General features: G+C 61.1%; 31 protein-coding genes. 2 read left to right on the forward strand and 29 right to left on the reverse strand.

What is annotated here, in order from left to right:
- Window positions 1-18: 18 nt before the first annotated feature.
- Window positions 19-1365, forward strand: coding sequence for an ABC transporter substrate-binding protein (locus ACQCS0_RS15475; RefSeq protein ID WP_354153319.1), 1347 nt, complete (start codon window positions 19-21; stop codon window positions 1363-1365).
- Window positions 1366-1467: 102 nt separating this feature from the next.
- Here ACQCS0_RS15475 and map read toward each other — a convergent pair whose 3' ends face one another.
- The 23 genes from map to rpsJ form a co-directional block, all read right to left on the reverse strand.
- On the reverse strand, window positions 1468-2295 hold the full coding sequence (map, locus tag ACQCS0_RS15480) for a type I methionyl aminopeptidase (protein WP_426938709.1): 828 nt from the start codon (window positions 2293-2295) through the stop codon (window positions 1468-1470).
- A gap of 71 nt (window positions 2296-2366) precedes the next feature.
- Window positions 2367-2936: an adenylate kinase gene (locus ACQCS0_RS15485; RefSeq protein WP_185263815.1), complete on the reverse strand. Its 570-nt coding sequence runs from the start codon at window positions 2934-2936 to the stop codon at window positions 2367-2369.
- A 5-nt stretch (window positions 2937-2941) separates the two neighbouring features.
- The gene (gene secY / locus ACQCS0_RS15490) at window positions 2942-4252 is read right to left on the reverse strand and encodes a preprotein translocase subunit SecY (protein ID WP_354153317.1); all 1311 of its coding nucleotides are present in this window, start codon (window positions 4250-4252) and stop codon (window positions 2942-2944) included.
- A 219-nt stretch (window positions 4253-4471) separates the two neighbouring features.
- On the reverse strand, window positions 4472-4954 hold the full coding sequence (rplO, locus tag ACQCS0_RS15495; RefSeq protein WP_354153316.1) for a 50S ribosomal protein L15: 483 nt from the start codon (window positions 4952-4954) through the stop codon (window positions 4472-4474).
- Complete coding sequence (gene rpmD / locus ACQCS0_RS15500; protein WP_056344352.1) at window positions 4955-5161, reverse strand: 50S ribosomal protein L30; 207 nt, start codon at window positions 5159-5161, stop codon at window positions 4955-4957. It abuts the gene before it with no gap.
- A gap of 3 nt (window positions 5162-5164) precedes the next feature.
- Window positions 5165-5905 carry a 30S ribosomal protein S5 gene (gene rpsE / locus ACQCS0_RS15505; RefSeq protein ID WP_056344356.1) on the reverse strand — a complete coding sequence of 247 codons (741 nt, stop codon included), beginning with the start codon at window positions 5903-5905 and terminating at the stop codon, window positions 5165-5167.
- The gene (gene rplR, locus ACQCS0_RS15510; RefSeq protein ID WP_056344358.1) at window positions 5902-6285 is read right to left on the reverse strand and encodes a 50S ribosomal protein L18; all 384 of its coding nucleotides are present in this window, start codon (window positions 6283-6285) and stop codon (window positions 5902-5904) included. The genes rpsE and rplR overlap by 4 nt, the downstream gene beginning before the upstream one ends.
- A 2-nt stretch (window positions 6286-6287) precedes the next feature.
- Window positions 6288-6824, reverse strand: coding sequence for a 50S ribosomal protein L6 (rplF, locus tag ACQCS0_RS15515; RefSeq protein ID WP_056344361.1), 537 nt, complete (start codon window positions 6822-6824; stop codon window positions 6288-6290).
- Window positions 6825-6842: 18 nt separating this feature from the next.
- On the reverse strand, window positions 6843-7241 hold the full coding sequence (gene rpsH / locus ACQCS0_RS15520) for a 30S ribosomal protein S8 (protein WP_056344363.1): 399 nt from the start codon (window positions 7239-7241) through the stop codon (window positions 6843-6845).
- A 78-nt stretch (window positions 7242-7319) separates the two neighbouring features.
- Window positions 7320-7901: a 50S ribosomal protein L5 gene (gene rplE / locus ACQCS0_RS15525; protein WP_185261220.1), complete on the reverse strand. Its 582-nt coding sequence runs from the start codon at window positions 7899-7901 to the stop codon at window positions 7320-7322.
- Window positions 7901-8260 (reverse strand): 50S ribosomal protein L24, encoded by a 360-nt coding sequence (rplX, locus tag ACQCS0_RS15530; RefSeq protein WP_185261221.1) that lies wholly within the window; start codon window positions 8258-8260, stop codon window positions 7901-7903. Before rplX ends, rplE begins: the two co-directional genes overlap by 1 nt.
- Before the next feature lie 3 nt (window positions 8261-8263).
- Window positions 8264-8632: a 50S ribosomal protein L14 gene (rplN, locus tag ACQCS0_RS15535; RefSeq protein WP_024366126.1), complete on the reverse strand. Its 369-nt coding sequence runs from the start codon at window positions 8630-8632 to the stop codon at window positions 8264-8266.
- A gap of 417 nt (window positions 8633-9049) precedes the next feature.
- Window positions 9050-9358 carry a 30S ribosomal protein S17 gene (rpsQ, locus tag ACQCS0_RS15540; RefSeq protein WP_056344371.1) on the reverse strand — a complete coding sequence of 103 codons (309 nt, stop codon included), beginning with the start codon at window positions 9356-9358 and terminating at the stop codon, window positions 9050-9052.
- Window positions 9355-9684, reverse strand: coding sequence for a 50S ribosomal protein L29 (gene rpmC, locus ACQCS0_RS15545; RefSeq protein WP_282329479.1), 330 nt, complete (start codon window positions 9682-9684; stop codon window positions 9355-9357). Before rpmC ends, rpsQ begins: the two co-directional genes overlap by 4 nt.
- Before the next feature lie 2 nt (window positions 9685-9686).
- Complete coding sequence (gene rplP / locus ACQCS0_RS15550) at window positions 9687-10103, reverse strand: 50S ribosomal protein L16 (RefSeq protein ID WP_056344375.1); 417 nt, start codon at window positions 10101-10103, stop codon at window positions 9687-9689.
- On the reverse strand, window positions 10104-10946 hold the full coding sequence (gene rpsC, locus ACQCS0_RS15555; protein WP_056344378.1) for a 30S ribosomal protein S3: 843 nt from the start codon (window positions 10944-10946) through the stop codon (window positions 10104-10106). It abuts the gene before it with no gap.
- Window positions 10947-11312, reverse strand: a complete 366-nt coding sequence (gene rplV / locus ACQCS0_RS15560) for a 50S ribosomal protein L22 (protein WP_056344381.1) — start codon at window positions 11310-11312, stop codon at window positions 10947-10949. It lies immediately after the preceding gene.
- 38 nt (window positions 11313-11350) lie between these two features.
- Window positions 11351-11632 (reverse strand): 30S ribosomal protein S19, encoded by a 282-nt coding sequence (rpsS, locus tag ACQCS0_RS15565; protein WP_011775591.1) that lies wholly within the window; start codon window positions 11630-11632, stop codon window positions 11351-11353.
- Window positions 11633-11644: 12 nt separating this feature from the next.
- Window positions 11645-12484: a 50S ribosomal protein L2 gene (rplB, locus tag ACQCS0_RS15570; RefSeq protein ID WP_185261225.1), complete on the reverse strand. Its 840-nt coding sequence runs from the start codon at window positions 12482-12484 to the stop codon at window positions 11645-11647.
- Between the two features lie 29 nt (window positions 12485-12513).
- The gene (gene rplW, locus ACQCS0_RS15575) at window positions 12514-12819 is read right to left on the reverse strand and encodes a 50S ribosomal protein L23 (protein WP_018773664.1); all 306 of its coding nucleotides are present in this window, start codon (window positions 12817-12819) and stop codon (window positions 12514-12516) included.
- The gene (gene rplD / locus ACQCS0_RS15580) at window positions 12816-13439 is read right to left on the reverse strand and encodes a 50S ribosomal protein L4 (RefSeq protein WP_185261226.1); all 624 of its coding nucleotides are present in this window, start codon (window positions 13437-13439) and stop codon (window positions 12816-12818) included. The genes rplW and rplD overlap by 4 nt, the downstream gene beginning before the upstream one ends.
- A 4-nt stretch (window positions 13440-13443) precedes the next feature.
- Window positions 13444-14094: a 50S ribosomal protein L3 gene (gene rplC, locus ACQCS0_RS15585; RefSeq protein ID WP_160673120.1), complete on the reverse strand. Its 651-nt coding sequence runs from the start codon at window positions 14092-14094 to the stop codon at window positions 13444-13446.
- 17 nt (window positions 14095-14111) lie between these two features.
- Window positions 14112-14420: a 30S ribosomal protein S10 gene (rpsJ, locus tag ACQCS0_RS15590; protein WP_038464699.1), complete on the reverse strand. Its 309-nt coding sequence runs from the start codon at window positions 14418-14420 to the stop codon at window positions 14112-14114.
- A gap of 446 nt (window positions 14421-14866) precedes the next feature.
- On the opposite strand from rpsJ, the gene ACQCS0_RS15595 reads away from it, so the two are divergent.
- Window positions 14867-16318 (forward strand): GH1 family beta-glucosidase, encoded by a 1452-nt coding sequence (locus ACQCS0_RS15595; RefSeq protein ID WP_354153313.1) that lies wholly within the window; start codon window positions 14867-14869, stop codon window positions 16316-16318.
- A gap of 84 nt (window positions 16319-16402) precedes the next feature.
- Here ACQCS0_RS15595 and ACQCS0_RS15600 read toward each other — a convergent pair whose 3' ends face one another.
- The 6 genes from ACQCS0_RS15600 to ACQCS0_RS15625 all read right to left on the reverse strand — a co-directional run bounded on the left by ACQCS0_RS15600 (window position 16403) and on the right by ACQCS0_RS15625 (window position 25654).
- A complete protein-coding gene (locus tag ACQCS0_RS15600) occupies window positions 16403-16528 on the reverse strand; it encodes a hypothetical protein (RefSeq protein WP_255527485.1) in 126 nt (41 codons plus the stop codon).
- Between the two features lie 425 nt (window positions 16529-16953).
- Window positions 16954-18144, reverse strand: coding sequence for an elongation factor Tu (gene tuf, locus ACQCS0_RS15605; protein ID WP_056344396.1), 1191 nt, complete (start codon window positions 18142-18144; stop codon window positions 16954-16956).
- Between the two features lie 246 nt (window positions 18145-18390).
- Window positions 18391-20505, reverse strand: coding sequence for an elongation factor G (gene fusA, locus ACQCS0_RS15610; protein ID WP_354153312.1), 2115 nt, complete (start codon window positions 20503-20505; stop codon window positions 18391-18393).
- A gap of 69 nt (window positions 20506-20574) precedes the next feature.
- Window positions 20575-21045, reverse strand: a complete 471-nt coding sequence (rpsG, locus tag ACQCS0_RS15615; protein WP_011692813.1) for a 30S ribosomal protein S7 — start codon at window positions 21043-21045, stop codon at window positions 20575-20577.
- Between the two features lies 1 nt (window position 21046).
- The gene (rpsL, locus tag ACQCS0_RS15620; RefSeq protein ID WP_011692814.1) at window positions 21047-21421 is read right to left on the reverse strand and encodes a 30S ribosomal protein S12; all 375 of its coding nucleotides are present in this window, start codon (window positions 21419-21421) and stop codon (window positions 21047-21049) included.
- A gap of 333 nt (window positions 21422-21754) precedes the next feature.
- Window positions 21755-25654 (reverse strand): DNA-directed RNA polymerase subunit beta', encoded by a 3900-nt coding sequence (locus ACQCS0_RS15625; RefSeq protein WP_354222843.1) that lies wholly within the window; start codon window positions 25652-25654, stop codon window positions 21755-21757.
- Window positions 25655-25731 lie beyond the last annotated feature (77 nt).

Here is a 25731-nt window from a genome sequence, read left to right on the forward strand (position 1 = left end):
CAACCGAAAGGAACCATCATGACCACGAATCTTGACCGACGGCACTTCCTGGGCCTGGCCGGCGTCACCGCCAGTGCGGCCGCGCTTTCCGCCTGCGGGGGCCCTGACACGGGCGGCACCCCGGCAGCAAGTAAAGCGGCGGACATTGATTTCAGCGGCGTCAAGCCGGCCGCGAAGATCGATTTCTGGTCCAACCACCCGGGCAAGTCCCAGGACGTCGAGAAATCCATCATCGAAAAATTCCACGCGAAGTACCCGGACATCAAAGTAAACCTGGTCACGGCCGGTGCGAACTACGAGGAAATCGCGCAGAAGTTCCAGACCTCGCAGGCCGCCAAATCGGGGCTGCCCGCTGTTGTGGTCCTGTCCGATGTCTGGTGGTTCCGCTACTTCACGAACGGCAGCATCATTCCGGTCGACGGGCTGATCAAGGAGCTGGACATCAAAGTCGACGATTTCCGACAATCCCTCGTTGACGATTACAAGTACGACGGCAGGCAGTGGGCGCTCCCCTACGGGCGCTCTACGCCGCTGTTCTACTACAACAAGGACCACTTTGCGGCCGCAGGCCTGCCGGACCGGGCGCCCGCAACGTGGCAGGAATTTGGCGAGTGGGCCCCGAAGTTGAAAGCGGCCTCGGGTGCACAGTATGCCTACATCTACCCCGCCCTGGCCGGCTACGCAGGCTGGACCCTGCAGAACAACCTTTGGGGCTGGGGCGGCGGCTGGTCAACGGACTGGGAGATCACCTGTGATTCGACCGAATCGGTGGAAGCATTGCAGTGGGCCCAGGACTCCATCTATAAGCACGCCTGGGCGGGGGTCTCGTCCAAGGAAGCCGCCGACGATTTCTCGGCCGGTCTGACCTCCTCCACCATCTCCTCGACTGGTTCCCTGCTCGGGGTGCTGAAGTCTGCCACCTTCAACGTTGGCGTAGGTTTCCTTCCCGGCGGCCCCAAAGCGAAAACCGGAGTTTGCCCCACAGGCGGCGCCGGCCTGGGCATCCCGAGCGGTATCAGCAAGGAGGAACAGCTCGCCGCGGGAACGTTCCTGAAGTTCATGACCGAGCCTGAAAACACGGCAGCATTCTCCGCCGCTACCGGATACATGCCGACCCGCACCTCCGCCGACATGACAGCAGTGCTGGCCAGAACTCCCCAGATCAAGACCGCCATGGACCAACTTGCCGTAACCAAGGTGCAGGACCGCGCCCGCGTGTTCCTCCCAGGCGCCGACCAGGAGATGGCCAAGGCTGCCGCCAAGATCCTTACCCAGGAAGGCGACGTAAAGGCCACCATGACCGAGCTGAAGGCCACACTCGAGGGAATCTACAACAAGGACGTTAAGCCGAAGCTCAAGGCCTGACGATGCACTAAGTGCCCTGCGATACGCAAAATCCCTGCCGCTACCGGTATTCAGGTAGCGGCAGGGATTTTGCGCGTCGACGGCAAAGCTGCGTCGAAGGACCTACGGGATCGGAACAGGCACGACGCCGAGCGGCACCAGGTGCTCCGCTCCGCCGTCGGGGGCTGAGAGTACCCAGATCCCCTTTTCATGGACCGCAACCGAGTGCTCCCATTGGCACGAGCGCTTGCCGTCGGTGGTCACCACGGTCCAGTCGTCCTCCAGCACGGCGGTGTCAATGCTGCCGCGGACCAGCATGGGCTCGATGGCGAGGCACAGTCCGGGCTTGATCTTGGGACCGCGGTGGCTGGTGCGGTAGTTCAGGACATCAGGGGCCATGTGCATTTCGGAGCCGATGCCGTGGCCCACATAGTCCTCCAGGATGCCCAGCGGCTTGCCCGGCACGGACGCGACGTAGTCGTCGATGGCTGCGCCGATGTCGCCCACGTGGCTGCCCGTGGCCAGCGCGGCGATGCCGCGCCACATCGCGGCCTGGGTGACATCGGAAAGCCGCTGGTCCTCGGGGTCAACATTGCCCACAATGACGGTCCGTGCAGAGTCGGAGTGCCAGCCGTCAACAATCGCGCCGCCGTCGATCGAGATGATGTCGCCGTCGTTGAGGACCTTGCCGCCGGGGATGCCGTGGACCACTTCCTCGTTCACGGAGGTGCAGATGGTGGCGGGGAAGCCGTGGTATCCAAGGAAGTTCGACTTGGCTCCAGCCTTGTTCACCACCGCGGCGAAAACATCGTCCAGCTGCTTGGTGGTGACGCCGGGAGCGGCGGCCGCCACAGCGGCGTCGAGCGCGCGGCTCAGCACCAGCCCGGCGTCGTGCATGAGGCGCATCTGGGCGTTGGTCTTGTATTCGATACGGGGCTGGCCGAAGGCCATGGTGTGTCCTCTCAATAGCTGAGGCTCCTCCCGGATGCCGGGAGGAGCCTCGAAAAGCTGGTGTGCCAGGCTTAGGCGGCCTGGGCTGCCTTGATAGCCTGCATCACGCGGTCGGTGACCTCGTCGATGCCGCCGATCCCGTCAACCTGGGTCAAGATGCCGCGCTCGGCATACTTGGCCACAACGGCTTCGGTCTGCTCGTGGTACAGGTCCAAGCGGTGGCGGATGACGGCTTCGTTGTCGTCGCTCCGGCCGGTTTCCTTGGCACGGCCCAGCAGGCGAGCGACGAGTTCCTCGTCATCGGCTGTGAGTTGCAGGACGACGTCGAGCTTTTCTTCGCTGTTCGCGAGGATACCGTCCAGGTAGTCCACCTGCGCCGTGGTGCGCGGGTAGCCGTCCAGGAGGAAGCCGTTTTCCACGTCCGGCTCGCTGAGGCGGTCGCGCACCATCTTGTTGGTGACGCTGTCCGGAACGAAATCCCCGGCGTCCATGTACTTCTTGGCTTCGATGCCAAGAGGAGTCTCGCCCTTCACATTGGCGCGGAAGATATCACCGGTGGAAATCGCCACGACGCCGAGGCGCTCGGAAATGCGTTCCGCTTGCGTTCCTTTTCCGGAACCGGGGGGTCCAATAATCAACATTTTCGTCATCGCAAAAGCCCTTCGTAGTGACGTTGCTGTAGCTGTGCATCTATTTGCTTGACGGTTTCAAGGCCAACGCCCACCATGATCAGGATCGAGGTGCCACCGAACGGGAAGTTCTGGTTCGCGTTGATCAGTACCAATGCCACCAGCGGAATCAGCGCCACGAAGCCCAAGTACATGGCGCCGGGCAGCGTGATCCGGGAGAGCACGTACTGCAGGTAATCCGCGGTCGGTTTTCCGGCACGGATACCCGGGATGAAACCGCCGTACTTCTTCATGTTGTCGGAGACCTCTTCAGGGTTGAAGGTGATCGCGACGTAGAAGTAGGTGAAGAACACGATCATGGCGAAGTACAGCGCCATATAGATCGGGTGGTCGCCTCGGGTCAGGTTGTTGTTGATCCACTCAACCCACGGCGCGAGAGCTTCGCCCGCTTTGGGCCGATTGAACTGTGAGATCAGTCCCGGCAGGTAGAGCATGGACGATGCGAAGATCACGGGGATCACGCCTGCCATGTTCACCTTGATGGGGATGTAGGTGCTGGTGCCGCCGACGGTCCGGCGTCCGATCATCCGCTTGGCGTACTGCACCGGGATTCGGCGCTGGGACTGCTCCACGAACACCACCAGGGCAACCGTCACAAGGCCGATGATCAGGACCAGGAAGAAGGTTCCCGGACCCTGCGAGCTCCAGATGGCACCGAGCGAGGTGGGGAACTGCGCCGAGATCGAGGTGAAGATGAGCAGCGACATGCCGTTACCCACACCCTTTTCGGTAACGAGTTCGCCCATCCACATGATGAGCCCGGTACCGGCGGTCAGCGTGATGATCAGCAGGATGGTGGTGATGATGCTGTTGTCAGGAATGATCGGCAGGGCACAGCCAGGGAGCAGCTGGCCCGAACGTGCCAGCGATACCAGCGTCGTGGCGTTCAGCAGGCCCAGGGCAATGGTGAGGTACCGCGTGTACTGGGTGAGTTTGGACTGCCCGGAGGCGCCCTCCTCGTACAGCTCCTGGAACCGGGGAATGACCACCCGAAGTAACTGCACAATGATGCTGGCCGTGATGTACGGCATGATGCCCAGCGCGAAGATGGACACCTGAAGCAAGGCACCGCCGCTGAACAGGTTGACGAGCTGATAAAGCCCGCCAGCGCTCTGACCGTTCTGCAAGCATTGCTGGACATTCTGGTAGTTCACACCAGGCGAGGGGATGAAGGCACCCAAGCGGAAGATTGTGATGATTGCCAGCGTGAACAACAACTTGCGTCGCAGGTCAGGCGTGCGAAAGGCCCGGCCAAATGCGCTAAGCAAGCGTCCTCCTGTGTTGTTTATAAGCGTGGTGTGATGGGGGACAATAATCCCAACAACCGAGTCTAACGGGTGGATCGGCCATGCGAACAATCCGCGAACCCGCGATTGCGGCGAACGGGCGGAAATAGTCGGCCGGCGGATGTGAAAAAACTCCCGGCGTGCAGGGCCCTGAGGGCCTTGCACACCGGGAGTTCACAACGGGCGTTCGCCCACCGTCTACTAGAGCGCGGTGGTGCTTCCGCCTGCTGCTGCAATCTTTTCCGCGGCGCTGGCCGAGAATGCGTGGACGGTGACGTCAACCTTGACGGTGATGTCGCCGGTGCCAAGCACCTTGACGGGCTGGTTCTTGCGAACGGCACCCTTTTCGACCAGGTTCTCCACGGTGACTGCGCCACCTTCCGGGAACAGCTCGTTGAGCTTGTCCAGGTTTACAACCTGGAACTCAACCCGGAACGGGTTCTTGAAGCCGCGCAGCTTCGGCAGGCGCATGTGCAGCGGCAACTGGCCGCCGGCAAAGCCAGCCTTGATCTGGTAGCGGGCCTTCGTACCCTTGGTACCGCGACCAGCGGTCTTACCCTTGGAACCTTCACCACGACCAACTCGGGTCTTGGCGGTCTTGGCACCCGGGGCGGGACGCAGGTGGTGAACCTTCAGCGTGTTCTGCTTCTCAGCAGTCTCCGCGGCGATCTTTTTCTCTACCATTTACTTCGCCTCCTCTACCTTTACCAGGTGCGGAACCGTGTTGAGCATTCCAACCGTCACGGCGTCGGCGGTGCGGACAACGGTGTGTCCGATCCGCTTCAGGCCGAGGGACCGAAGGGTGTCGCGCTGGTTCTGCTTGCCGCCAATGGCGGACTTGATCTGAGTGATCTCCAACTGAAGGTCGGAGGGAATCAGGTTCTTAGCCATGGCTTAGACACCCGCCTTCTGGTTCAGGATTGCCTTCACCATTGCCGGCGGAGCAACCTCGTCCAGCGGCAGGCCGCGGCGTGCTGCCACTGCTGCCGGCTCTTCGAGCTGCTTCAGCGCAGCAACAGTCGCGTGAACGATGTTGATGGCGTTGGAGGAACCCAGCGACTTGGAGAGGATGTCGTGGATGCCCACGCACTCCAAGATGGCGCGGACCGGACCACCGGCAATAACACCGGTACCGGCGGAAGCCGGACGCAGCATTACGACGCCGGCAGCGGCCTCACCCTGAACGCGGTGCGGGATGGTGTTCCCAATGCGGGGAACGCGGAAGAAGGACTTCTTGGCTTCTTCTACGCCCTTCGCGATTGCGGCGGGAACTTCCTTAGCCTTGCCGTAGCCCACGCCGACCATGCCGTTACCGTCACCAACGACGACCAGAGCGGTGAAGCTGAAGCGACGACCACCCTTGACCACCTTGGAAACGCGGTTGATGGTGACAACGCGTTCAATGAACTGGCTCTTCTCGGCTTCGCGGCCGCCGTCGCGGCCACCACGGCCACCACGGCCGCCGTCGCGACCGCCCTGAGCACGGTCGCCACGCTCGCCGCCACGACGAGCGCCACCACGGCGGTCATCGGCAGCAGCTGCGGGCGCAGTGGTCTCAGTGGCCGGAGCAGCTACGGCTTCAGTAGCCTTCTGATCTGCAGACACAGTGTCCTTTTCCTTGTTTGCTTCCGTCACAGTGACAGCCCACCTTCACGTGCACCGTCAGCGACGGCGGCGATCCGGCCGTGGTACTTGTTACCACCGCGGTCGAAGACAACAGCTTCGATACCGGCAGCCTTGGCACGAGCGGCAACGAGCTCGCCAACGCGCTTGGCCTTGGCGGTCTTGTCGCCTTCGAATGCACGAAGGTCGGCTTCCAGTGTGGAGGCGCTTGCTACGGTCAGGCCCTTGGTGTCATCGACAACCTGGACGAATACGTGGCGTGCGGAGCGGTTGACGACCAGACGAGGACGTACAGCCGTGCCGGAGATGCGCTTGCGGATACGAAGCTGGCGGCGGCTGCGCGAAGCAGACTTGCTCTTGTTCGTTCGCTTCTTGTTAATTGAGATGGCCATGGTTACTTACCAGCCTTTCCGACCTTGCGGCGGATGACTTCGCCTGCGTAGCGGATGCCCTTGCCCTTGTAGGGGTCCGGCTTCCGCAGCTTGCGAATGTTGGCAGCAACCTCGCCGACCTGCTGCTTGTTGATACCTGAAACAGAGAGCTTGGTCGGGGTCTCAACTGCAAAGGTGATGCCGTCCGGTGCGGTGACATTTACCGGGTGGCTGTAGCCGAGAGCGAACTCAAGGTCAGATCCCTTGGCCTGTACGCGGTAACCAGTACCAACGATTTCAAGCTTCTTCTCGTAGCCCTTGGTAACGCCCTCGATCATGTTGGAGATCAGGGTGCGGGTCAGGCCGTGGAGTGAACGGGAGGCGCGCTCGTCGTTCGGGCGGGCGACAGTCAGGGTCTCTGCTTCCAGGGAAACCTCGATCGGGCTGGCCACAGTGTGGTTCAGCTCGCCTTTGGCACCCTTGACGCTGACGACAGAGCCGTCAACCTTGACCTCAACGCCGGCAGGAACGGTGATGGGGAGACGTCCAATACGTGACATTATTCTCTTCCTTTCCCGTTACCAGACGTAGGCGAGGACTTCGCCGCCCACGCCCTTCTTGCCGGCTTGCTTATCAGTCAAGAGGCCGGAAGAGGTGGACAGGATTGCGACACCCAGGCCACCGAGCACGTGCGGGAGGTTGGTGGACTTTGCGTAAACACGCAGGCCCGGCTTGGAAATACGGCGAACGCCAGCGATTGAACGCTCGCGGTTCGGTCCGAACTTAAGGTCCAGGGTCAGCTTCTTGCCAACCTCTGCGTCTTCTTCTTTCCAGGAGGCGATGTAACCTTCAGCCTTCAGGATGTCCGCAACGCGTGCCTTGAGCTTGCTGTACGGCATGGACACGGAATCGTGGTACGCCGAGTTTGCATTGCGCAGACGCGTAAGCATGTCTGCGACCGGATCAGTCATTGTCATTTGGGCTCTTGCCCTTCCTCATAACGGTTTCCTCGCTGCCGCATTAAGCTTCAGCGAAGGACCTGTTACGTAGTTAGATTAGTCTTCGGCCTTGAACGGGAAACCGAGTGCCTTAAGCAGCGCGCGGCCTTCGTCGTTGGTCTTGGCGGTGGTTACAACCGTGATGTCCATGCCCCGTACGCGGTCGATGGAATCCTGGTCGATTTCGTGGAACATAACCTGCTCGGTCAGACCGAAGGTGTAGTTGCCGTTGCCGTCGAACTGCTTGCCACTGAGGCCGCGGAAGTCGCGGATACGGGGCAGAGCCAGCGTGACCAGACGATCCAGGAATTCCCACATGCGGTCTCCACGCAGAGTTGCGTGTGCGCCGATGGGCATGCCTTCGCGCAGCTTAAACTGAGCGATCGACTTGCGGGCCTTGGTTACCTGCGGCTTCTGGCCGGTGATCAGGGTCAGATCGCGGACAGCGCCGTCGATCAGCTTGGAGTCCTTAGCAGCATCTCCAACACCCATGTTCACAACGACCTTCACCAGGCGGGGAACCTGGTTCACGTTGCTGTACTTGAATTCCTCAACGAGCGTGCTCTTGATGGAATCGGCGTACTTGGTCTTCAGACGAGGAACGATCTTCGCTGCCGGAGTCTCGAGAGTCTCAGTCATTAGATGTCCTTCCCGGAGCTCTTGGCCACGCGGACACGCACTTCGCGCTTCACGCCATCGCGCTCAACGGTCTCGGTGCGGAAACCGACGCGGGTGGGCTTCTTGGTGGACGGGTCAACCAGAGCCACGTTGGAGATGTGGATCGAAGCTTCTACGACCTCGATGCCACCGGTCTTGGTGCCGCGCTGCGACTGACCGGCCTTGGTGTGCTTGGTTACGCGGTTAATGCCCTCAACCAACAAGCGGTTGGTCTCGGGGAATACGCGCAGAACCTTGCCCTGCTTACCCTTGTCGCCGCCGCGCTCAGCCTTGGCGCCAGTGATGACCTGAACGAGGTCACCCTTTTTGATCTTAGCCATGGACTAGAGCACCTCCGGAGCCAGAGAAACGATCTTCATGAACTTCTTGTCACGAAGTTCACGACCAACCGGTCCGAAGATACGGGTACCGCGGGGGTCACCGTCAGCCTTCAGGATCACAGCTGCGTTCTCGTCAAACTTGATGTAGGAACCATCCGCACGGCGGCGTTCCTTCTTGGTACGGACGATGACTGCCTTAACAACATCGCCCTTCTTTACGTTGCCGCCCGGAATTGCATCCTTGACGGTAGCGACGATGACGTCGCCAATGCCTGCGTAGCGACGGCCAGATCCACCGAGAACGCGAATGGTAAGGATTTCCTTAGCACCCGTGTTGTCGGCGACCTTGAGTCGCGACTCCTGCTGAATCACTATTTACTCCTTGCGTCGCGCCGGTTCTCAGACCGAAAATCTTCCTACGGAATGAGCCTTGCGGAACGGTTGATCGGGGTGTCTCTTGACCTGCCTGGATTTTGCCAGACCAGGCCTAAACTCCCGTGCCAAAAACATTTGCTTCCCAGGCGGATCCGGACAGGTCCGAGGCGCTAGGGGGCACTATGCCGTGGCACGATTGTTTACGAGGTTGATGACGGCGCACAGAGGGCGCCATACAAACTCAATATCCTAGCACAGTTGGGGCCATCTCCCATATCACACGGCGGCATCCAGAGCACAACTATCGGACACCGGTAAGCCCAGCCAGCCCACCCGCCGCAAAACGCAGGAAACCCCCGCTCCCAAGAGGGAACGGGGGTTTCCGGTGCAGTACCTGCAGGCAGGCTGCGGGTGTTACTTAGCCTTTTCGAGGATCTCGACCAGACGCCACCGCTTAGTAGCGGACAGCGGGCGGGTCTCGGCGAGGAGAACGAGGTCGCCGATGCCGGCGCTGTTCTCTTCGTCGTGAGCCTTGATTTTCGTGTTGCGCCGGATGACTTTGCCGTACAAAGCGTGCTTTACGCGGTCTTCTACCTGGACAACGATGGTCTTTTCCATCTTGTCCGAGACTACGTAGCCACGCTTCGTCTTACGGTCACCGCGTTCGCCAGCCGTAGCTGCTGCGGAAACAGTTTCCGTCACGTTCTCGTCCTTTTCACTCACTTGGCATCCTCCTCGGCCTCAACCGTTTCAGCCGTTTCGGCCTTCTTGGCTGCAGCCTTTTTGGACTTCTTCTCTTCCTTGGCTTCCACAACCGGTGCGGCAACCTCGGCACGAATGCCCAGCTCGCGCTCACGGAGAACGGTGTAGATGCGTGCGATGTCCTTCTTTACCGCGCGCAGACGACCGTGGTTCTCCAGCTGACCGGTGGCGGACTGGAAACGCAGGTTGAACAGCTCTTCCTTAGCCTTACGGAGCTCTTCAACGAGGCGCTCGTTGTCGAACGTGTCCAGCTGTGCGGATGCAAGTTCCTTGGATCCTACTGACATTTCTATTCACCACCTTCGCGACGCAAAATGCGTGCCTTCAACGGGAGCTTGTGGATTGCCAGGCGCAGGGCCTCGCGAGCTACCGATTCCTCGACACCGGAGATCTCAAAGAGAACCCGGCCCGGCTTGACGTTTGAGACCCACCATTCCGGCGAACCCTTACCGGAACCCATGCGGGTTTCGGCAGGCTTCTTGGTGATCGGACGGTCAGGATAGATGTTGATCCAGACCTTGCCGCCACGCTTGATGTGGCGGGTCATCGCGATACGGGCAGACTCGATCTGACGGTTGGTGACGTATGCCGGGCTCAGAGCCTGGATACCCCACTCACCGAAGGAGACCTTGGTGCCGCCCGTAGCAGCGCCGGAACGACCCGGGTGGTGCTGCTTACGGTGCTTGACTCGACGTGGGATAAGCATTTAAGCCTGTCCTCCTTCTACTGCAGCAGGTGCAGCCTCAACTGCCGGAGCCTCGGCAGCCGGAGCTGCCTCCGCTGCCGGACGGTCGGTACGACGACGGCGGTCACCACGGTCAGCGCCGCCGGCGCCACCCGGGCGGCCCGGACGGTCGCTGGGGCCGCGGCCACGGGACGGAGCAGCAGCTGCCTGCTGAGCCAATTCCTTGGCGGTGACGTCACCCTTGTAGATCCAGACCTTCACGCCGATGCGGCCGAAGGTGGTCTTGGCCTCGTAGAAGCCGTAGTCGATGTTCGCACGGAGGGTGTGCAGGGGCACACGGCCTTCGCGGTAGAACTCCGAGCGGGACATTTCTGCGCCACCCAGTCGACCGGAGCAAGCGATACGGATGCCCTTGGCACCTGCACGCTGGGCGGACTGCATTGCCTTCTTCATCGCACGGCGGAAAGCCACGCGGGAAGTCAGCTGTTCAGCAACGCCCTGGGCAACAAGCTGTGCTTCCATCTCGGGGTTCTTGACCTCGAGGATGTTCAGCTGGACCTGCTTGCCCGTCAGCTTCTCAAGCTCGCCGCGGATGCGGTCTGCTTCAGCGCCGCGGCGGCCGATAACGATACCGGGACGTGCCGTGTGGATATCCACGCGGACACGGTCACGGGTGCGCTCGATCTCAACCTTGGCGATACCGGCGCGCTCCATGCCAACTGACATGAGCTGGCGGATACGGATGTCTTCGCGAACGAAGTCCTTGTACCGCTGTCCGGGCTTGGTGCTGTCAGCGAACCAGTGCGATACGTGATCGGTGGTGATGCCGAGTCGGAACCCGTGCGGGTTAACTTTCTGTCCCACTTAGCGAGCCTCCTCTTTCTCAGGTGTAGCCACTACCACAGTGATGTGGCTGGTGCGCTTCTTGATCTGAAATGCACGACCCTGAGCACGCGGCTGGAACCGCTTCATGGTCGGGCCTTCATCAACGAACATTTCGCTGATGATGAGGTCGCTTTCGTCAAACGAAACACCGTCGCGGTCCGCGAGGGACCGGGCGTTTGCGATTGCCGACTGTACTACCTTGAATACCGGCTCCGAAGCTGCCTGGGGGGCAAACTTCAGAATTGCCAGAGCCTCATTCGCTTGCTTACCACGAACAAGGTTGACGACGCGCCGGGCCTTCATAGGCGTTACGCGGATGTGACGCGCAATTGCCTTGGCTTCCATTGCTTTCCTTCTCTCGTCTTTGACGTAAGTGCAGGCGCCTAGCGGCGCTTGCCCTTACGGTCGTCCTTGACATGGCCGCGGAATGTCCGCGTGGGAGCGAATTCGCCGAGCTTGTGCCCGACCATCGACTCGGTGACAAACACCGGAATGTGCTTGCGTCCGTCGTGTACGGCGATCGTGTGCCCGAGCATGTCGGGGATGATCATCGAACGGCGGGACCAGGTCTTGATGACGTTCTTGGTGCCCTTATCGTTTTCCCTGGCTACCTTTACAAAGAGGTGCTGGTCAACGAAAGGACCTTTTTTCAGGCTGCGTGGCATGTGTCCAGGCTCCTATCGCTTGTTCTTGCCAGTACGACGGCGACGAACAATAAGCTTGTCGCTCTCTTTGTTGGGACGCCGGGTGCGGCCTTCCCGCTTACCGTTCGGGTTGACGGGGTGACGTCCACCGGACGTCTTACCCTCGCCACCACCGTGCGGGTGGTCAACCGGGTTCATCGCGACACCACGGACGGTCGGGCGAACGCCCTTCCACCGCATGCGGCCGGCCTTACCCCAGTTGATGTTCGACTGCTCGGCGTTGCCGACCTCGCCGACGGTTGCGCGGCAGCGCACGTCAACGTTGCGGATTTCGCCGGAAGGCAGACGCAGCTGGGCGAAGCGGCCTTCCTTGGCAACAAGCTGGATCGATGCGCCGGCGGAGCGGCCCATCTTGGCGCCGCCACCCGGACGCAGTTCAACTGCGTGGATTACGGTACCAACCGGGATGTTGAGCAGCGGCAGGTTGTTACCGGGCTTGATGTCAGCACCGGAACCTGCCTCAACAACATCACCCTGGGAAAGCTTGTTCGGGGCGATGATGTAACGCTTGGTGCCATCAATGTAGTGCAGGAGGGCGATGCGAGCCGTGCGGTTCGGATCGTACTCAATTTCGGCAACGCGGGCGTTGACGCCGTCTTTGTCGTGGCGACGGAAGTCGATCAGACGGTACTGGCGCTTGTGGCCACCACCCTTGTGACGGGTCGTGATCTTACCGGAGTTGTTACGGCCGCCCTTTTTGGGCAGCGGACGTACCAACGACTTTTCCGGCGTCGACCGCGTGATTTCGGTGAAGTCCGCTACGCTCGAGCCACGACGGCCCGGGGTAGTCGGCTTGTACTTACGGATTCCCATAGTTTATTTCCTCGTTAAAGTGGTCTCCGCTACGAGAGCGGACCGCCGAAGATGTCGATGGTGCCTTCTTTGAGGCTCACAATTGCACGCTTGGTGTTCTTGCGGGTACCCCATCCGAATTTGGTTCGCTTGCGCTTACCGGCACGGTTGATGGTGTTGATCGATTCGACCTTGACGGAGAAAATCTTCTCCACGGCCAGCTTGATCTCGGTCTTATTCGAGCGGGGGTCCACCAGGAAGGTGTACTTGCCCTCATCGATCAGGCCGTAGCTTTTTTCCGATACGACGGGTGCAAGCACGACGTCGCGCGGGTCTTTGATGGTGGCTGCACTCACTTGGCATCCTCCTCGTTCTTTGCTACTGCCCGGTCAGCAACGAATGCTTCGTAGGCAGCCTTGGTGAAGACAACGTCGTCAGAGACGAGTACGTCGTAGGTGTTCAGCTGGTCTGCGTACAGAACGTGAACACCGGCGAGGTTGCGCACGGAAAGTGCTGCAACATCGTTGGCGCGCTCGATGACAACCAGCAGGTTCTTGCGCTCAGAAACTTCGCGCAGCGTTGCCAGTGCGTTCTTGACGGACGGCTTGGTGCCCTCCACCAGTTCGGCAACAACGTGGATGCGTCCGTTGCGTGCCCGGTCAGAGAGTGCGCCGCGCAGTGCAGCAGCAATCATCTTCTTGGGGGTCCGCTGGCTGTAGTCACGCGGTGTGGGACCGTGGACTACGCCACCACCGGTCATGTGAGGAGCACGGATTGAACCCTGACGGGCGCGGCCGGTGCCCTTCTGCTTGAACGGCTTGCGACCAGCACCGGAAACTTCGGCGCGGGTCTTGGTCTTGTGGGTACCCTGGCGAGCAGCAGCGAGCTGGGCTACGACGACCTGGTGCAGCAGCGGCACGTTGGTCTGAACGTCGAAGATCTCTGCAGGCAGGTCAACCTTGACAGTGCTAGTCATTGAACTAGGCTCCCTTCACGGCGGTGCGTACGAGGACGACCTGGCCGCGGGCGCCGGGGACGGCACCCTTGATGAGGAGCAGCGACTTCTCGACGTCAACTGCGTGAACCGTGAGGTTCAGCGTGGTGTGACGAACGGCGCCCATGCGGCCGGCCATTTTCATGCCCTTGAAGACGCGGCTCGGGGTGGATGCGCCACCGATTGAACCGGGCTTACGGTGGTTCTTGTGAGCACCGTGTGAGGCGGGAGCGCCGTGGAAGCCGTGACGCTTCATAACACCGGCGAAGCCCTTACCCTTGGTGGTGCCAATAACGTCGATCTTCTGGCCGGCTTCGAAGAGCTCAACAGAAAGCTCCTGGCCCAGCTCGTAAGTGTCAGCATCTGCAGTGCGCAGTTCGACGACGTGGCGGCGAGGCGTGACGCCTGCCTTTTCAAAGTGACCAGCCAGCGGCTTGGTGACCTTGCGGGGATCGATCTGGCCGTAGCCGATCTGAACAGCTACGTAGCCATCAGTGGCTGCGTTGCGCAGCTGGGTGATGACGTTCGAATCTGCCTGGACCACAGTGACGGGGATGAGCTTGTTGTTCTCGTCCCAGACCTGGGTCATGCCGAGCTTCGTGCCCAGCAGGCCCTTTACGTTACGGGTTGCGGTCATAGTCTCTCAGCACCTCCCTACAGCTTGATTTCGATGTTCACGTCGGCCGGCAGGTCGAGACGCATAAGCGAATCAACAGCCTTCGGCGTGGGATCGATGATGTCGATAAGACGCTTGTGCGTGCGCATTTCAAAGTGCTCGCGGCTGTCCTTGTACTTGTGCGGAGAGCGGATAACACAGTAAATGTTCTTCTCCGTCGGCAGCGGCACGGGGCCAACTACCGTTGCGCCTGCGCGCGTGACCGTCTCAACGATCTTCCGTGCTGAAACGTCAATGACCTCGTGGTCATATGACTTCAGCCGGATGCGGATTTTTTGTCCCGCCATGTCGCCTGACTCTCTTTCAGTTAGTGCTGCTCCCGGTGAGGGCTGCTCTGTTCACTTTCTTGTTGCATGTGGCTGCCGAAGCATTTGAAGTCTGAACTACCACCCGCCGCACAAGCTGAATCCGGATGAATCCGGGTTCCTCAACCTGCCGACGTAACCGACCCCCGCGGTCGGGCGTGTCGTGCTTAGCACGCATACAAATCCGCAGTTCCATGGGGAGTGGGTTATGTTTGGGCTTCCACTTGGACCCTGACACCCGGCATTATCCGGATCGGGACACGAAGAAGCGCTTGAACAACTCATCTAGTATGCCGGATATTATGCCCAGAAGCGAATCTGCAGGCTGGCGCCTCCCCGGACAACAGATGGGCCAGCACACCGCTCATTCGGGCCCTGCACCGCCTGCGGTCATTGCCTTCGGCAACATCCGAATGGATGATGGGGGAATGACCGTCGCAAATGACGTTTCCGTCCAGGACCTGGCCGGCCGTCTACCCAGCTCATTCACCCTGGGAGTTGCCGCGGCCGCCTTCCAAATCGAAGGCTCCCTCTCTGCTGACGGGCGTGGTCCCTCCGGCTGGGACGCCTTCGCGGAGAAGCCCGGCGCCATCATCGATGGACATTCCCCCGCCGTGGCCTGCGACCACTACAACCGCTCGCCCGAAGATGTGGCTCTGATGCGGGATCTCGGCGTAGATTCCTACCGCTTTTCCATCTCGTGGCCGCGGATCCAGCCGGACGGCCGCGGCGCGTTCAACGAACAGGGTCTGGACTTCTACGACCGCCTGATCGACCAACTGCTTGAGGCCGGCATCTCCCCCATGGCCACCCTCTACCACTGGGATACGCCCCTGCCCCTGGAGCACCGTGGCGGCTGGATGAACAGGGCAACCGCCGAACGCTTCGCTGAGTATGCCGGGGAGGCCGGCCGGCGTTTTGGTGATCGCGTGGACCAATGGGTCACCCTCAACGAACCCGCCTCTGTAGTGCTCAACGGCTATGCTCTGGGCGTTCATGCCCCCGGACAGGACCTGCTCTTTGACGCCTTTCCTGCCGTCCACAACCAACTGCTTGCCCATGGCATGGCTGTCCAGGCGTTGCGTGCAGCAGGGGTCCGCGGCGGAATCGGCGTGACCAACCTCCACTCCCCCGTCCGGCCAGCCACGCGGAAAATCACGGACAAGTACATCGCGCTGGTGTTCGACCTGATGCTCAACCGGATATATGCCGATCCGGTCCTCCTGGGCCGCTACCCCCGCCCGCCGCTCATCGCCAAGCCCTGGTTCCGGTCCTTCGGCAGAATCCCCGACGCCGACCTCCGCACTATCCACCAGCCCCTGGACTTCTACGGCGTGAACTATTACTACCCCACGAAGGTGGCAGCCGGACGGGGGCCGGCCGAAAGTCCCACGGGTCCCGCCGAGGCCATGGTGCGGGTGCCGTTCCACCAGGAGCCGTTTCCCGAATACGGCACTACTGGTTTCGGCTGGCCGGTAGCACCGGAGCATCTGGGTATCCTGCTGCGCGAACTCAAGGACCGCTATAGAGGGGACCTGCCCCCGCTGTACATCACCGAAAGTGGCGCCAGCTTCCCGGAGCCTGACCATGTGAACGGCCCCATCCAGGACCAGCAGCGGATCAATTACATCGCGGGACACCTGCGGCACGCGCTGGAAGCGACGGCACCGGGCGGAATCGCCCACGACGTGGACCTCCGCGGCTATTACGTCTGGACCCTGATGGACAACTTCGAATGGGCTGCGGGGTACTCACAGCGCTTCGGCCTGGTGCACGTGGATTTCGACACCCTGGAGCGAACTCCCAAGGAATCGTTCTACTGGTACCGGGCACTCAGCCACGCCCGGAGATCCCTGGCCGGCGAAGGCCCTCCGGCGTGAAGCCCGCTTGGCTGAACTGCGGCTAACACCAGGCTGACCCCCGGCGACCCCGGACGAACGCCACGCTGACGCGGCCCGGCCCTGCTACTTGTCCTTGTTCGCCCGGTTGATGCGTTTGGCGCGGTCAATCTCGGTGCGGAAATGCTTCTTCGCCCAGAAAACTCCGGCAACCACGGCTACTGCGATGATCAGAAATATCAGCCATCCCATGATGTACTCCTCTCGCTATCAGCAACAGTATCAGGGCCAGCGTGACGGTAACTGTCGTCGCGGGACAGCGGGTTGGACTCAGGACCAGGAGTCATCTCCGGCCCCTCGGCCGGCGTTCGACCACTCCGACGCCAAGTCTGCGCCGATGGAACTTGGCCCTGGCGTGGCGCCCTGACCTGGCTGGCCTGACGGCTGGAGCTTGGCCACGGCGTCAAGCCACCCCTGAAGGTGACCGGCAGGGTAGGCCGCTTCATAAGATTCGTCCCTCACCGCGTTCCCTCCAAAGGGCAGGCCTGCCTGCACAGTTAATCCATTGATTGGATTAACTGTGACAAAAGAACAGCCCCGCTGCACTAGCAGCGGGGCTGTTGCAAACTTTGCGTCAAGCCGTCAGACGGCCATCGGCTCCGTGATCAACAAGTAAATTACTTGATGATCTTGGTAACGCGTCCTGAACCAACGGTGCGGCCGCCTTCGCGGATAGCGAAGCCGAGGCCCTCTTCCATGGCGATGGGCTGGATGAGCGCAACGGTCATCTCAGTGTTGTCGCCAGGCATAACCATTTCCGTGCCTTCCGGCAGGGTGATAACGCCGGTTACGTCCGTGGTGCGGAAGTAGAACTGCGGGCGGTAGTTCGAGTAGAACGGGTTGTGGCGTCCGCCTTCATCCTTGGAGAGGATGTAGACGTTGGCCTCGAAGTCGGTGTGCGGGGTAATGGAACCCGGCTTGACGACAACCTGGCCACGCTCTACGTCATCACGCTTCAGACCGCGGAGCAGGAGGCCACAGTTCTCGCCGGCCCATGCTTCGTCGAGCTGCTTGTGGAACATCTCGATACCGGTAACCGTGGTCTTCTGGACCGGGCGGATGCCGACGATCTCGACCTCAGAGTTGATGGCGAGGGTTCCACGCTCGGCGCGGCCCGTTACAACGGTGCCACGGCCGGTGATCGTGAAGACATCTTCGATCGGCATCAGGAACGGCTTGTCACGGTCGCGTACGGGGTCCGGAACGGACTCGTCAACGGCTGCCATGAGGTCCTCGACGGACTTGACCCAGATGGGGTCGCCCTCGAGAGCCTTCAGACCGGAAACGCGAACAACCGGAGCTTCATCGCCATCGAAGCCCTGAGCCGAAAGCAGCTCACGAACTTCCATTTCAACGAGGTCCAGCAGTTCTTCGTCGTCAACCATGTCGGACTTGTTCAGCGCAACCAGCAGGTAGGGAACGCCAACCTGGCGGGCAAGCAGAACGTGCTCGCGGGTCTGAGCCATCGGGCCGTCAGTGGCGGCAACCACGAGGATTGCACCGTCCATCTGTGCAGCACCGGTGATCATGTTCTTGATGTAGTCAGCGTGACCCGGAGCGTCTACGTGTGCGTAGTGGCGCTTCTCGGTCTGGTACTCAACGTGGGAAATGTTGATCGTGATGCCACGCTGGCGCTCTTCCGGAGCAGAGTCAATCGACGCGAAGTCGCGCTGCTCGTTGAGAGTCGGGTACTTGTCGTACAGCACCTTGGAAATGGCGGCAGTCAGCGTCGTCTTACCGTGGTCAACGTGACCAATGGTGCCGATGTTGACGTGCGGCTTAGTCCGCTCGAACTTTGCCTTTGCCACAGGTTCCTCCTAGAACGTTTTCAAATGACTTACCCTTCAACCGCGCTTATCGCGGCAGAAACTCAGGCAAGTCTACTTGGGGGGCTTTGGATTGGTGAAATTGCAGATTCAGGAACTAATACTAGTCCCTCGAGCCTGTTCGTGCAGATGGCCGGGGCCCGGCTTGACCGGACCCGGCCACCTGCACCAGGTGAGCTTCCGTGAACCGGAAACGCACCCGAGTTTTTTGCTGCGAAAGTCCGAAGACTACTCGCCGCGGTTCTTCTGGATGATCTCGTCGGCAAATGCCTTCGGGACCTCGGCGTAGCTGTGGAAAGTCATGGAGTACACAGCGCGGCCCTGGGTCTTCGAACGCAGGTCACCGATGTAGCCGAACATGCCGGACAGCGGGACGTGCGCACGGATGACCTTGACACCCTGTGCATCTTCCATGGACTGCATCTGGCCACGGCGGGAGTTGAGGTCACCGATTACTTCACCCATGTATTCCTCAGGGGTGCGGACCTCTACATCCATCAGCGGTTCGAGCAGGATGGGGTTCGCCTTGCGTGCGGCCTCCTTGAAAGCCATACGCCCGGCGATCTTGAACGCCATTTCCGAAGAGTCAACATCGTGGTACGCGCCGTCAATCAGCGTCGCCTTGATGCCAACAACCGGGTAACCGGCCAGGACGCCGTCGTTCAGTGCATCCTGGATACCGGCGTCAACCGACGGGATGTATTCGCGCGGAATACGGCCACCAGTGACCTTGTTCTCGAACTCGTACAGCTCGCCCTCGGAAGTGTCCAGCGGCCCAATGGCAATCTGGATCTTTGCGAACTGACCCGAACCACCGGTCTGCTTCTTGTGCGTGTAGTCGTGACGCGCAACAACATTCTTGATGGTTTCGCGGTAAGCGACCTGCGGCTTGCCAACGTTGGCCTCCACCTTGAATTCGCGGCGCATGCGGTCCACCAGGATATCCAGGTGGAGTTCGCCCATGCCGGCGATGATGGTCTGACCGGTGTCCTCGTTGAGGGAGACCTGGAAGGTCGGGTCCTCAGCGGAGAGCTTCTGGATGGCCAGTGAGAGCTTCTCCTGGTCACCCTTGGTGTTCGGTTCGATCGCAACCGAGATCACGGGCTCCGGGAAGCTCATGGACTCGAGGACGATCTGGTTGCCGGAGTCACACAGGGTGTCGCCCGTGGTGGTGTCCTTCAGCCCGATCGCTGCGTAGATGTGGCCCGCGGTAGCGCCCTCAACGGGCATTTCCTTGTTGGCGTGCATCTGGAACAGCTTGCCGATGCGCTCCTTCTTGCCCTTGGTGGAGTTGACCACCTGAGCACCCGCTTCGACGTGACCGGAGTACACGCGGATGAAGGTGAGCTGGCCGAAGAACGGGTGCGCAGCAATCTTGAACGCCAGAGCCGAGAACGGCTCCTCGGAGGAAGGCGCGCGCGTGAGTTCCTTCTCTTCGTCGCGAGGATCGTGACCGATCATCGGCGGGACGTCGAGCGGGTTCGGCAGGTAGTCAACCACGGCGTCAAGCATCGGCTGAACGCCACGGTTCTTGAACGCGGAGCCACAGAAGACCGGGTAGAGCTCAGAGTTGATCGTCATCTTGCGGATGCCGGCCTTGAGCTCCTCGACGGTGAGTTCTTCACCCTCGAGGTACTTCTCCATGAGCTCTTCGGTAGCGTCAGCCACCGTCTCAACGAGGGCAGCCCGGTATTCCTTGGCCTTCTCCAGCAGATCCGCGGGGATCTCCTGAACCTCGTACTTGGCACCCATGGTGACGTCACCCTTGGAGTCGCCCGGCCAGACCAGCGCGCGCATTTCCAGGATGTCGACAACGCCGGTGAAGTCGTTCTCGGCACCGATCGGCAGCTGCATAACGAGCGGCTTGGCACCGAGGCGGCTGATGATGGTATCTACCGTGTAGTAGAAATCAGCACCGAGCTTGTCCATCTTGTTGACGAAGCAGATACGCGGAACGTTGTACTTGTCAGCCTGGCGCCAAACGGTCTCAGACTGCGGCTCGACACCTTCTTTACCATCAAACACGGCAACGGCGCCGTCGAGGACGCGCAGTGAGCGCTCAACCTCGACGGTGAAGTCAACGTGGCCAGGGGTGTCAATGATGTTGATCTGGTTGTTGTCCCAGAAGCAGGTCACGGCGGCAGACGTGATGGTGATGCCGCGTTCCTTTTCCTGTTCCATCCAGTCAGTCGTCGAAGCGCCGTCGTGCGTTTCGCCGATCTTATGGTTCACACCTGTGTAGAACAGAATGCGCTCGGTGGTGGTGGTCTTGCCGGCATCGATGTGAGCCATGATGCCGATGTTGCGGACCTTACTAAGGTCTGTAAGCACGTCCTGTGCCACGGTGTCTCCCTTTCGGATGGACTACGCGTTCGCCGCCGGCTCAGTCGAGCCGGCGGCGTCCGGGAAGTATTACCAGCGGTAGTGTGCGAAGGCCTTGTTGGACTCGGCCATCTTGTGGGTGTCTTCGCGACGCTTCACAGCGGCACCGAGACCGTTGGAGGCATCCAGGATTTCGTTCTGGAGGCGCTCGGTCATGGTCTTTTCACGGCGGGCCTTGGAGTAGCCAACCAGCCAACGCAGGGCGAGGGCGGTGGAGCGGCCCGGCTTGACCTCAACCGGAACCTGGTAGGTGGCGCCACCAACGCGGCGTGAGCGGACCTCAAGGGACGGCTTGACGTTCTCCATGGCCTTCTTGAGGGCTGCTACGGGGTCACCGCCGGACTTGGCGCGGGCGCCTTCGAGAGCACCGTAAACAATGCGCTCTGCGGTGGACTTCTTACCGTCAACCAGCACCTTGTTGATCAGCTGGGTAACCAGCGGGGAGCCGTAAACGGGATCTAGTACGAGCGGCCGCTTGGGGGCCGGACCCTTGCGAGGCATATTACTTCTTCTCCATCTTTGCGCCGTAGCGGCTGCGTGCCTGCTTACGGTTCTTCACACCCTGAGTATCGAGGGCGCCACGGACGATCTTGTAACGGACACCGGGGAGGTCCTTCACGCGACCGCCGCGAACGAGCACAATGGAGTGCTCCTGCAGGTTGTGGCCTACACCGGGGATGTAAGCGGTAACTTCAACGCCACCGTTGAGGCGCACACGTGCAACCTTACGAAGGGCCGAGTTCGGCTTCTTGGGGGTGGTGGTGTAAACGCGGGTGCAAACACCGCGGCGCATCGGGCTGCCGTTAAGCGCGGGAGCCTTGGTCTTTTTGACCTTAGGCGTGCGGCCCTTGCGGACCAGCTGGTTAATCGTAGGCACTCTCGTGTTCTCCGTTGGTTTGATCTCTACCTTCACGCTCAAGCGCCAGCCCGAGCACAATGGTTTTGGCGTTGTTCCTTGCAGCTGCGGCTCTGGAAGCTTGCGTAGGCGTGCAAAAGCGTGGCATTCGTTGCGCACCTTACCCGCAACCCGGAAACAAGCTCCACCCAGCATCATGAGAACAAAACCAAAATGATGCTGCGGCGGCCTTCATCCACTGCCACACAGAACAATTACACAAAGTTTAGCACGGCTGGACCCGGGACCTTAAACGGGTGTAGACGAAAGGCCCCGCCTCCACGGAGCGGAAGCGGGGCCTTTCAACGCAATCGACTAACGGAAATCGTTGCCGAGATCGTAGTCATCCAGCGGGATGGCGTGGAACTCAGGAGCTCCGTCGCCGCCCAGGGAGTCATACGAGAAGTCACTGAACGCGCTGGGGCCGGTGAACAGGTTGGCCTTTGCTTCTTCAGTGGGCTCCACGGTGACCTCGGTGTAGCGCGGGAGACCCGTGCCGGCCGGGATCAGCTTACCGATGATGACGTTCTCCTTGAGGCCGAGCAGCGGGTCGCTCTTGCCTTCCATGGCCGCCTGCGTCAGAACGCGGGTGGTCTCCTGGAAGGAAGCGGCCGACAGCCAGGACTCGGTGGCCAGGGACGCCTTGGTGATGCCCATGAGCTCAGGACGTCCGGAAGCCGGAGTCTTACCCTCGGACACAACGCGGCGGTTGGCCTCCTCGAAGCGGCTGCGCTCGGCGAGCTCGCCGGGGAGCAGATCCGATTCGCCGGACTCGATGACCGTGACGCGGCGCAGCATCTGGCGGACGATAACCTCGACGTGCTTGTCGTGGATACCGATGCCCTGGCTGCGGTACACGCCCTGGACCTCGTCCACCAGGAACTTCTGCGCGGCACGGGGACCCATGATGCGCAGAACCTGCTTGGGATCCACCGGACCGTTGATGAGCTTCTGGCCTACGGTGACGTGCTCGCCATCCTCGATGAGGAGGCGTGAACGGCGCAGTACCGGGTAGGCGATCTCTTCAGAGCCGTCATCCGGGGTGATGACCAGGCGCATCTGACGCTCGGACTCTTCGATGGCGATGCGGCCGGCTGCTTCAGCAATCGGCGCGACACCCTTCGGAGTACGGGCTTCGAAGAGCTCCTGGATACGGGGCAGACCCTGGGTGATGTCGTCGCCACCGCTGGCGGAAACAGCACCACCGGTGTGGAACGTACGCATGGTCAGCTGGGTACCGGGCTCGCCGATGGACTGTGCGGCGATGATGCCGACAGCCTCGCCGATGTCCACGGTCTTGCCGGTGGCCAGTGAACGGCCGTAGCACAGGGCGCAGGTGCCGACGCTGGACTCACAGGTGAGTACGGAGCGGACCTTGACCTCGGTGATGCCTGCTGCGAACAGTTCAGCGATCACGACGTCGCCGCAGTCGGTGCCGCCGGCCGCAAGGACATTGCCCTTGGAGTCCACAACATCAACAGCGAGCGTGCGGGCGTAGGCACTGTTCTCAACGTTCTCGTCCAGGACCAGCTCGCCGTTGGCGTCCGGCACGGCGATTGCCGTTACCAGGCCGCGCTCAGTGCCGCAGTCCTCTTCGCGAACGATAACGTCCTGCGACACGTCCACCAGACGACGGGTCAGGTAACCCGAGTTGGCGGTACGCAGCGCGGTGTCAGCCAGACCCTTACGGGCACCGTGCGTGGCGATGAAGTATTCCAGCACCGACAGGCCCTCACGGTACGAGGACTTGATGGGACGCGGGATGATTTCACCCTTAGGGTTGGCCACCAGGCCACGGATACCCGCGATCTGACGGACCTGCATCCAGTTACCACGTGCACCGGAGGACACCATGCGGTTGATGGTGTTCATCGGCGACAGGTTGTCACGCATTACCTGTGCGATCTCGTTGGTTGCCTTGTTCCAGATCTCGATCAGTTCCTGGCGACGCTCGTCGTCGTCGATCAGGCCCTTGTCGTACTGTCCCTGGATCTTGGCAGCCATGGTTTCGTAGCCGGCGAGGATCCGCGGCTTGTCCTTGGGTACTTCGATGTCCGAGATGGCGACGGTAACGCCCGAGCGGGTGGCCCAGTAGAAACCGGCGTCCTTCAGGTTGTCCAGCGTTGCCGCCGTGACCACCTTCGGGTAGCGCTCGGCGAGATCGTTGACGATCGTGGACAGTTCGCCCTTGTCCGCAACGTTCTCAACCCACGGGTAATCGGCCGGCAGCGTCTGGTTGAAGATGACCTGTCCCAGGGAGGTCTGGACGATCACCGGCTGGCCGGCTTCCCAGCCTTCCGGAGCTTCCCAGCCCGCGTACGGAACAAAGCCTTCGAGACGGATCCTGACCTGCGAGTTCAAGTGCAGCTCGCGGAGGTCGTAGGCCATGATGGCTTCGGAAACCGAGGAGAAGACGCGGCCTTCGCCAGCTGAACCGACACGCTTGGTGGTCAGGTGGTAGAGACCGATGATCATATCCTGCGAAGGCAGGGTGACCGGGCGGCCATCGGACGGCTTCAGGATGTTGTTCGAGGACAGCATCAGGATGCGTGCCTCGGCCTGGGCCTCGGGGCTCAGCGGCAGGTGGACTGCCATCTGGTCGCCGTCGAAGTCAGCGTTGAAGGCGCCACAAACCAGCGGGTGGAGCTGGATTGCCTTGCCTTCAACAAGCTGCGGTTCGAACGCCTGGATGCCAAGGCGGTGCAGGGTGGGTGCACGGTTGAGCAGCACCGGGTGTTCGGTGATGATCTCTTCCAGCACGTCCCAGACCTGCGGACGGTAACGCTCGACCATGCGCTTGGCCGACTTGATGTTCTGTGCGTGGTTGAGGTCAACCAGGCGCTTCATCACGAACGGCTTGAAGAGCTCCAGTGCCATCTGCTTGGGCAGACCACACTGGTGCAGCTTCAGCTGCGGGCCGACGACGATGACCGAACGGCCGGAGTAGTCAACGCGCTTGCCGAGGAGGTTCTGTCGGAAGCGACCCTGCTTGCCCTTGAGCATGTCGCTCAGGGACTTCAGCGGACGGTTGCCAGGACCGGTGACCGGACGGCCGCGACGGCCGTTGTCGAAGAGGCTGTCAACAGCTTCCTGAAGCATGCGCTTCTCGTTGTTGACGATGATCTCCGGGGCACCGAGATCAAGCAGGCGCTTGAGGCGGTTGTTGCGGTTGATCACACGACGGTAGAGGTCGTTGAGGTCAGAGGTCGCGAAGCGGCCACCGTCCAGCTGGACCATCGGGCGCAGTTCCGGCGGGATCACCGGGACGGCGTCCAGCACCATGCCGAGCGGGCTGTTGTTGGTGGTCAGGAACGCGTTGACCACCTTCAGGCGCTTCAGGGCGCGGGTCTTGCGCTGGCCCTTGCCGTTGGCAATGATGTCGCGCAGCAGGTCAGACTCGGCCTGCATGTCGAAGTTCTCAAGGCGCTTCTTGATCGCTTCGGCACCCATGGAGCCTTCGAAGTACATGCCGTAGCGGTCGCGCAGCTCGCGGTAGAGGCCTTCGTCGCCTTCGAGGTCTGCGACCTTTAGGTTCTTGAAACGGTCCCAGACCTGCTCGAGGCGTTCGATCTCGGCATCGGCACGCTTACGCACGTTAGCCATCTGACGGTCTGCCGAGTCGCGGGCCTTCTTTTTGTCGGCAGCCTTGGCACCTTCACCTTCGAGGCGCGCGATCTCGTTTTCGAGGTCACGGGCGATCGTGGCGATGTCGGAGTCGCGGTTGTCGATCAGCTGCTTCTTCTCGATGTCGTGCTCAACCTGCAGGTTGGGCAGTTCCTCGTGGCGGCTGTCGGCGTCGACGCTGGTGATCATGTAGGCAGCGAAGTAGATGACCTTTTCGAGGTCCTTCGGTGCCAGGTCAAGGAGGTAGCCCAGACGGGACGGAACACCCTTGAAGTACCAGATGTGCGTGACCGGAGCGGCCAGCTCGATGTGGCCCATGCGCTCACGGCGGACCTTCGCACGGGTGACTTCAACGCCACACCGCTCGCAAATGATGCCCTTGAAGCGCACACGCTTGTACTTACCGCAGTAGCATTCCCAGTCACGGGAAGGGCCGAAGATCTTCTCGCAGAAGAGGCCGTCCTTCTCGGGCTTGAGTGTGCGGTAGTTGATGGTTTCCGGCTTCTTAACCTCGCCGTAAGACCAGCCACGGATGTCATCCGCGGTGGCGAGGCCGATCTGCATGAGGCCGAAGGAGGATTCGCTGGACATATGGTCCCTGTTCTCTCTTGTTCTCTAAATTCTGAAGTCTTGGTTACGGGAAGAGGGAGGGGCCCGACGGCGGCGAT

It is taken from the genome of Pseudarthrobacter sp. S6 (assembly GCF_050156575.1).
GTDB lineage: Bacteria > Actinomycetota > Actinomycetes > Actinomycetales > Micrococcaceae > Arthrobacter.

Bases quoted from the DNA above. Each gene is read 5' to 3' on its own strand.
- rpsH (WP_056344363.1), bottom strand. From the start codon at position 7,241: ATGACAATGACTGATCCGGTCGCAGACATGCTTACGCGTCTGCGCAAT.
- rpsS (WP_011775591.1), bottom strand. From the start codon at position 11,632: ATGCCACGCAGCCTGAAAAAAGGTCCTTTCGTTGACCAGCACCTCTTT.
- ACQCS0_RS15600 (WP_255527485.1), bottom strand. From the start codon at position 16,528: ATGGGATGGCTGATATTTCTGATCATCGCAGTAGCCGTGGTTGCCGGA.
- rpsJ (WP_038464699.1), bottom strand. From the start codon at position 14,420: ATGGCGGGACAAAAAATCCGCATCCGGCTGAAGTCATATGACCACGAG.
- rpmC (WP_282329479.1), bottom strand. From the start codon at position 9,684: ATGTCAGTAGGATCCAAGGAACTTGCATCCGCACAGCTGGACACGTTC.
- map (WP_426938709.1), bottom strand. From the start codon at position 2,295: ATGGCCTTCGGCCAGCCCCGTATCGAATACAAGACCAACGCCCAGATG.
- rplB (WP_185261225.1), bottom strand. From the start codon at position 12,484: ATGGGAATCCGTAAGTACAAGCCGACTACCCCGGGCCGTCGTGGCTCG.
- rplO (WP_354153316.1), bottom strand. From the start codon at position 4,954: ATGGTAGAGAAAAAGATCGCCGCGGAGACTGCTGAGAAGCAGAACACG.
- rplF (WP_056344361.1), bottom strand. From the start codon at position 6,824: ATGTCACGTATTGGACGTCTCCCCATCACCGTTCCTGCCGGCGTTGAG.
- ACQCS0_RS15475 (WP_354153319.1), top strand. From the start codon at position 19: ATGACCACGAATCTTGACCGACGGCACTTCCTGGGCCTGGCCGGCGTC.
- rplP (WP_056344375.1), bottom strand. From the start codon at position 10,103: ATGCTTATCCCACGTCGAGTCAAGCACCGTAAGCAGCACCACCCGGGT.
- rplC (WP_160673120.1), bottom strand. From the start codon at position 14,094: ATGACCGCAACCCGTAACGTAAAGGGCCTGCTGGGCACGAAGCTCGGC.
- ACQCS0_RS15625 (WP_354222843.1), bottom strand. From the start codon at position 25,654: ATGTCCAGCGAATCCTCCTTCGGCCTCATGCAGATCGGCCTCGCCACC.
- ACQCS0_RS15595 (WP_354153313.1), top strand. From the start codon at position 14,867: ATGACCGTCGCAAATGACGTTTCCGTCCAGGACCTGGCCGGCCGTCTA.
- rpmD (WP_056344352.1), bottom strand. From the start codon at position 5,161: ATGGCTAAGAACCTGATTCCCTCCGACCTTCAGTTGGAGATCACTCAG.
- rplV (WP_056344381.1), bottom strand. From the start codon at position 11,312: ATGGAAGCCAAGGCAATTGCGCGTCACATCCGCGTAACGCCTATGAAG.
- rplD (WP_185261226.1), bottom strand. From the start codon at position 13,439: ATGACTAGCACTGTCAAGGTTGACCTGCCTGCAGAGATCTTCGACGTT.
- rplR (WP_056344358.1), bottom strand. From the start codon at position 6,285: ATGGCCATCTCAATTAACAAGAAGCGAACGAACAAGAGCAAGTCTGCT.
- rpsG (WP_011692813.1), bottom strand. From the start codon at position 21,045: ATGCCTCGCAAGGGTCCGGCCCCCAAGCGGCCGCTCGTACTAGATCCC.
- rplX (WP_185261221.1), bottom strand. From the start codon at position 8,260: ATGGCTAAGATCAAAAAGGGTGACCTCGTTCAGGTCATCACTGGCGCC.
- rplE (WP_185261220.1), bottom strand. From the start codon at position 7,901: ATGACTGAGACTCTCGAGACTCCGGCAGCGAAGATCGTTCCTCGTCTG.
- ACQCS0_RS15485 (WP_185263815.1), bottom strand. From the start codon at position 2,936: ATGTTGATTATTGGACCCCCCGGTTCCGGAAAAGGAACGCAAGCGGAA.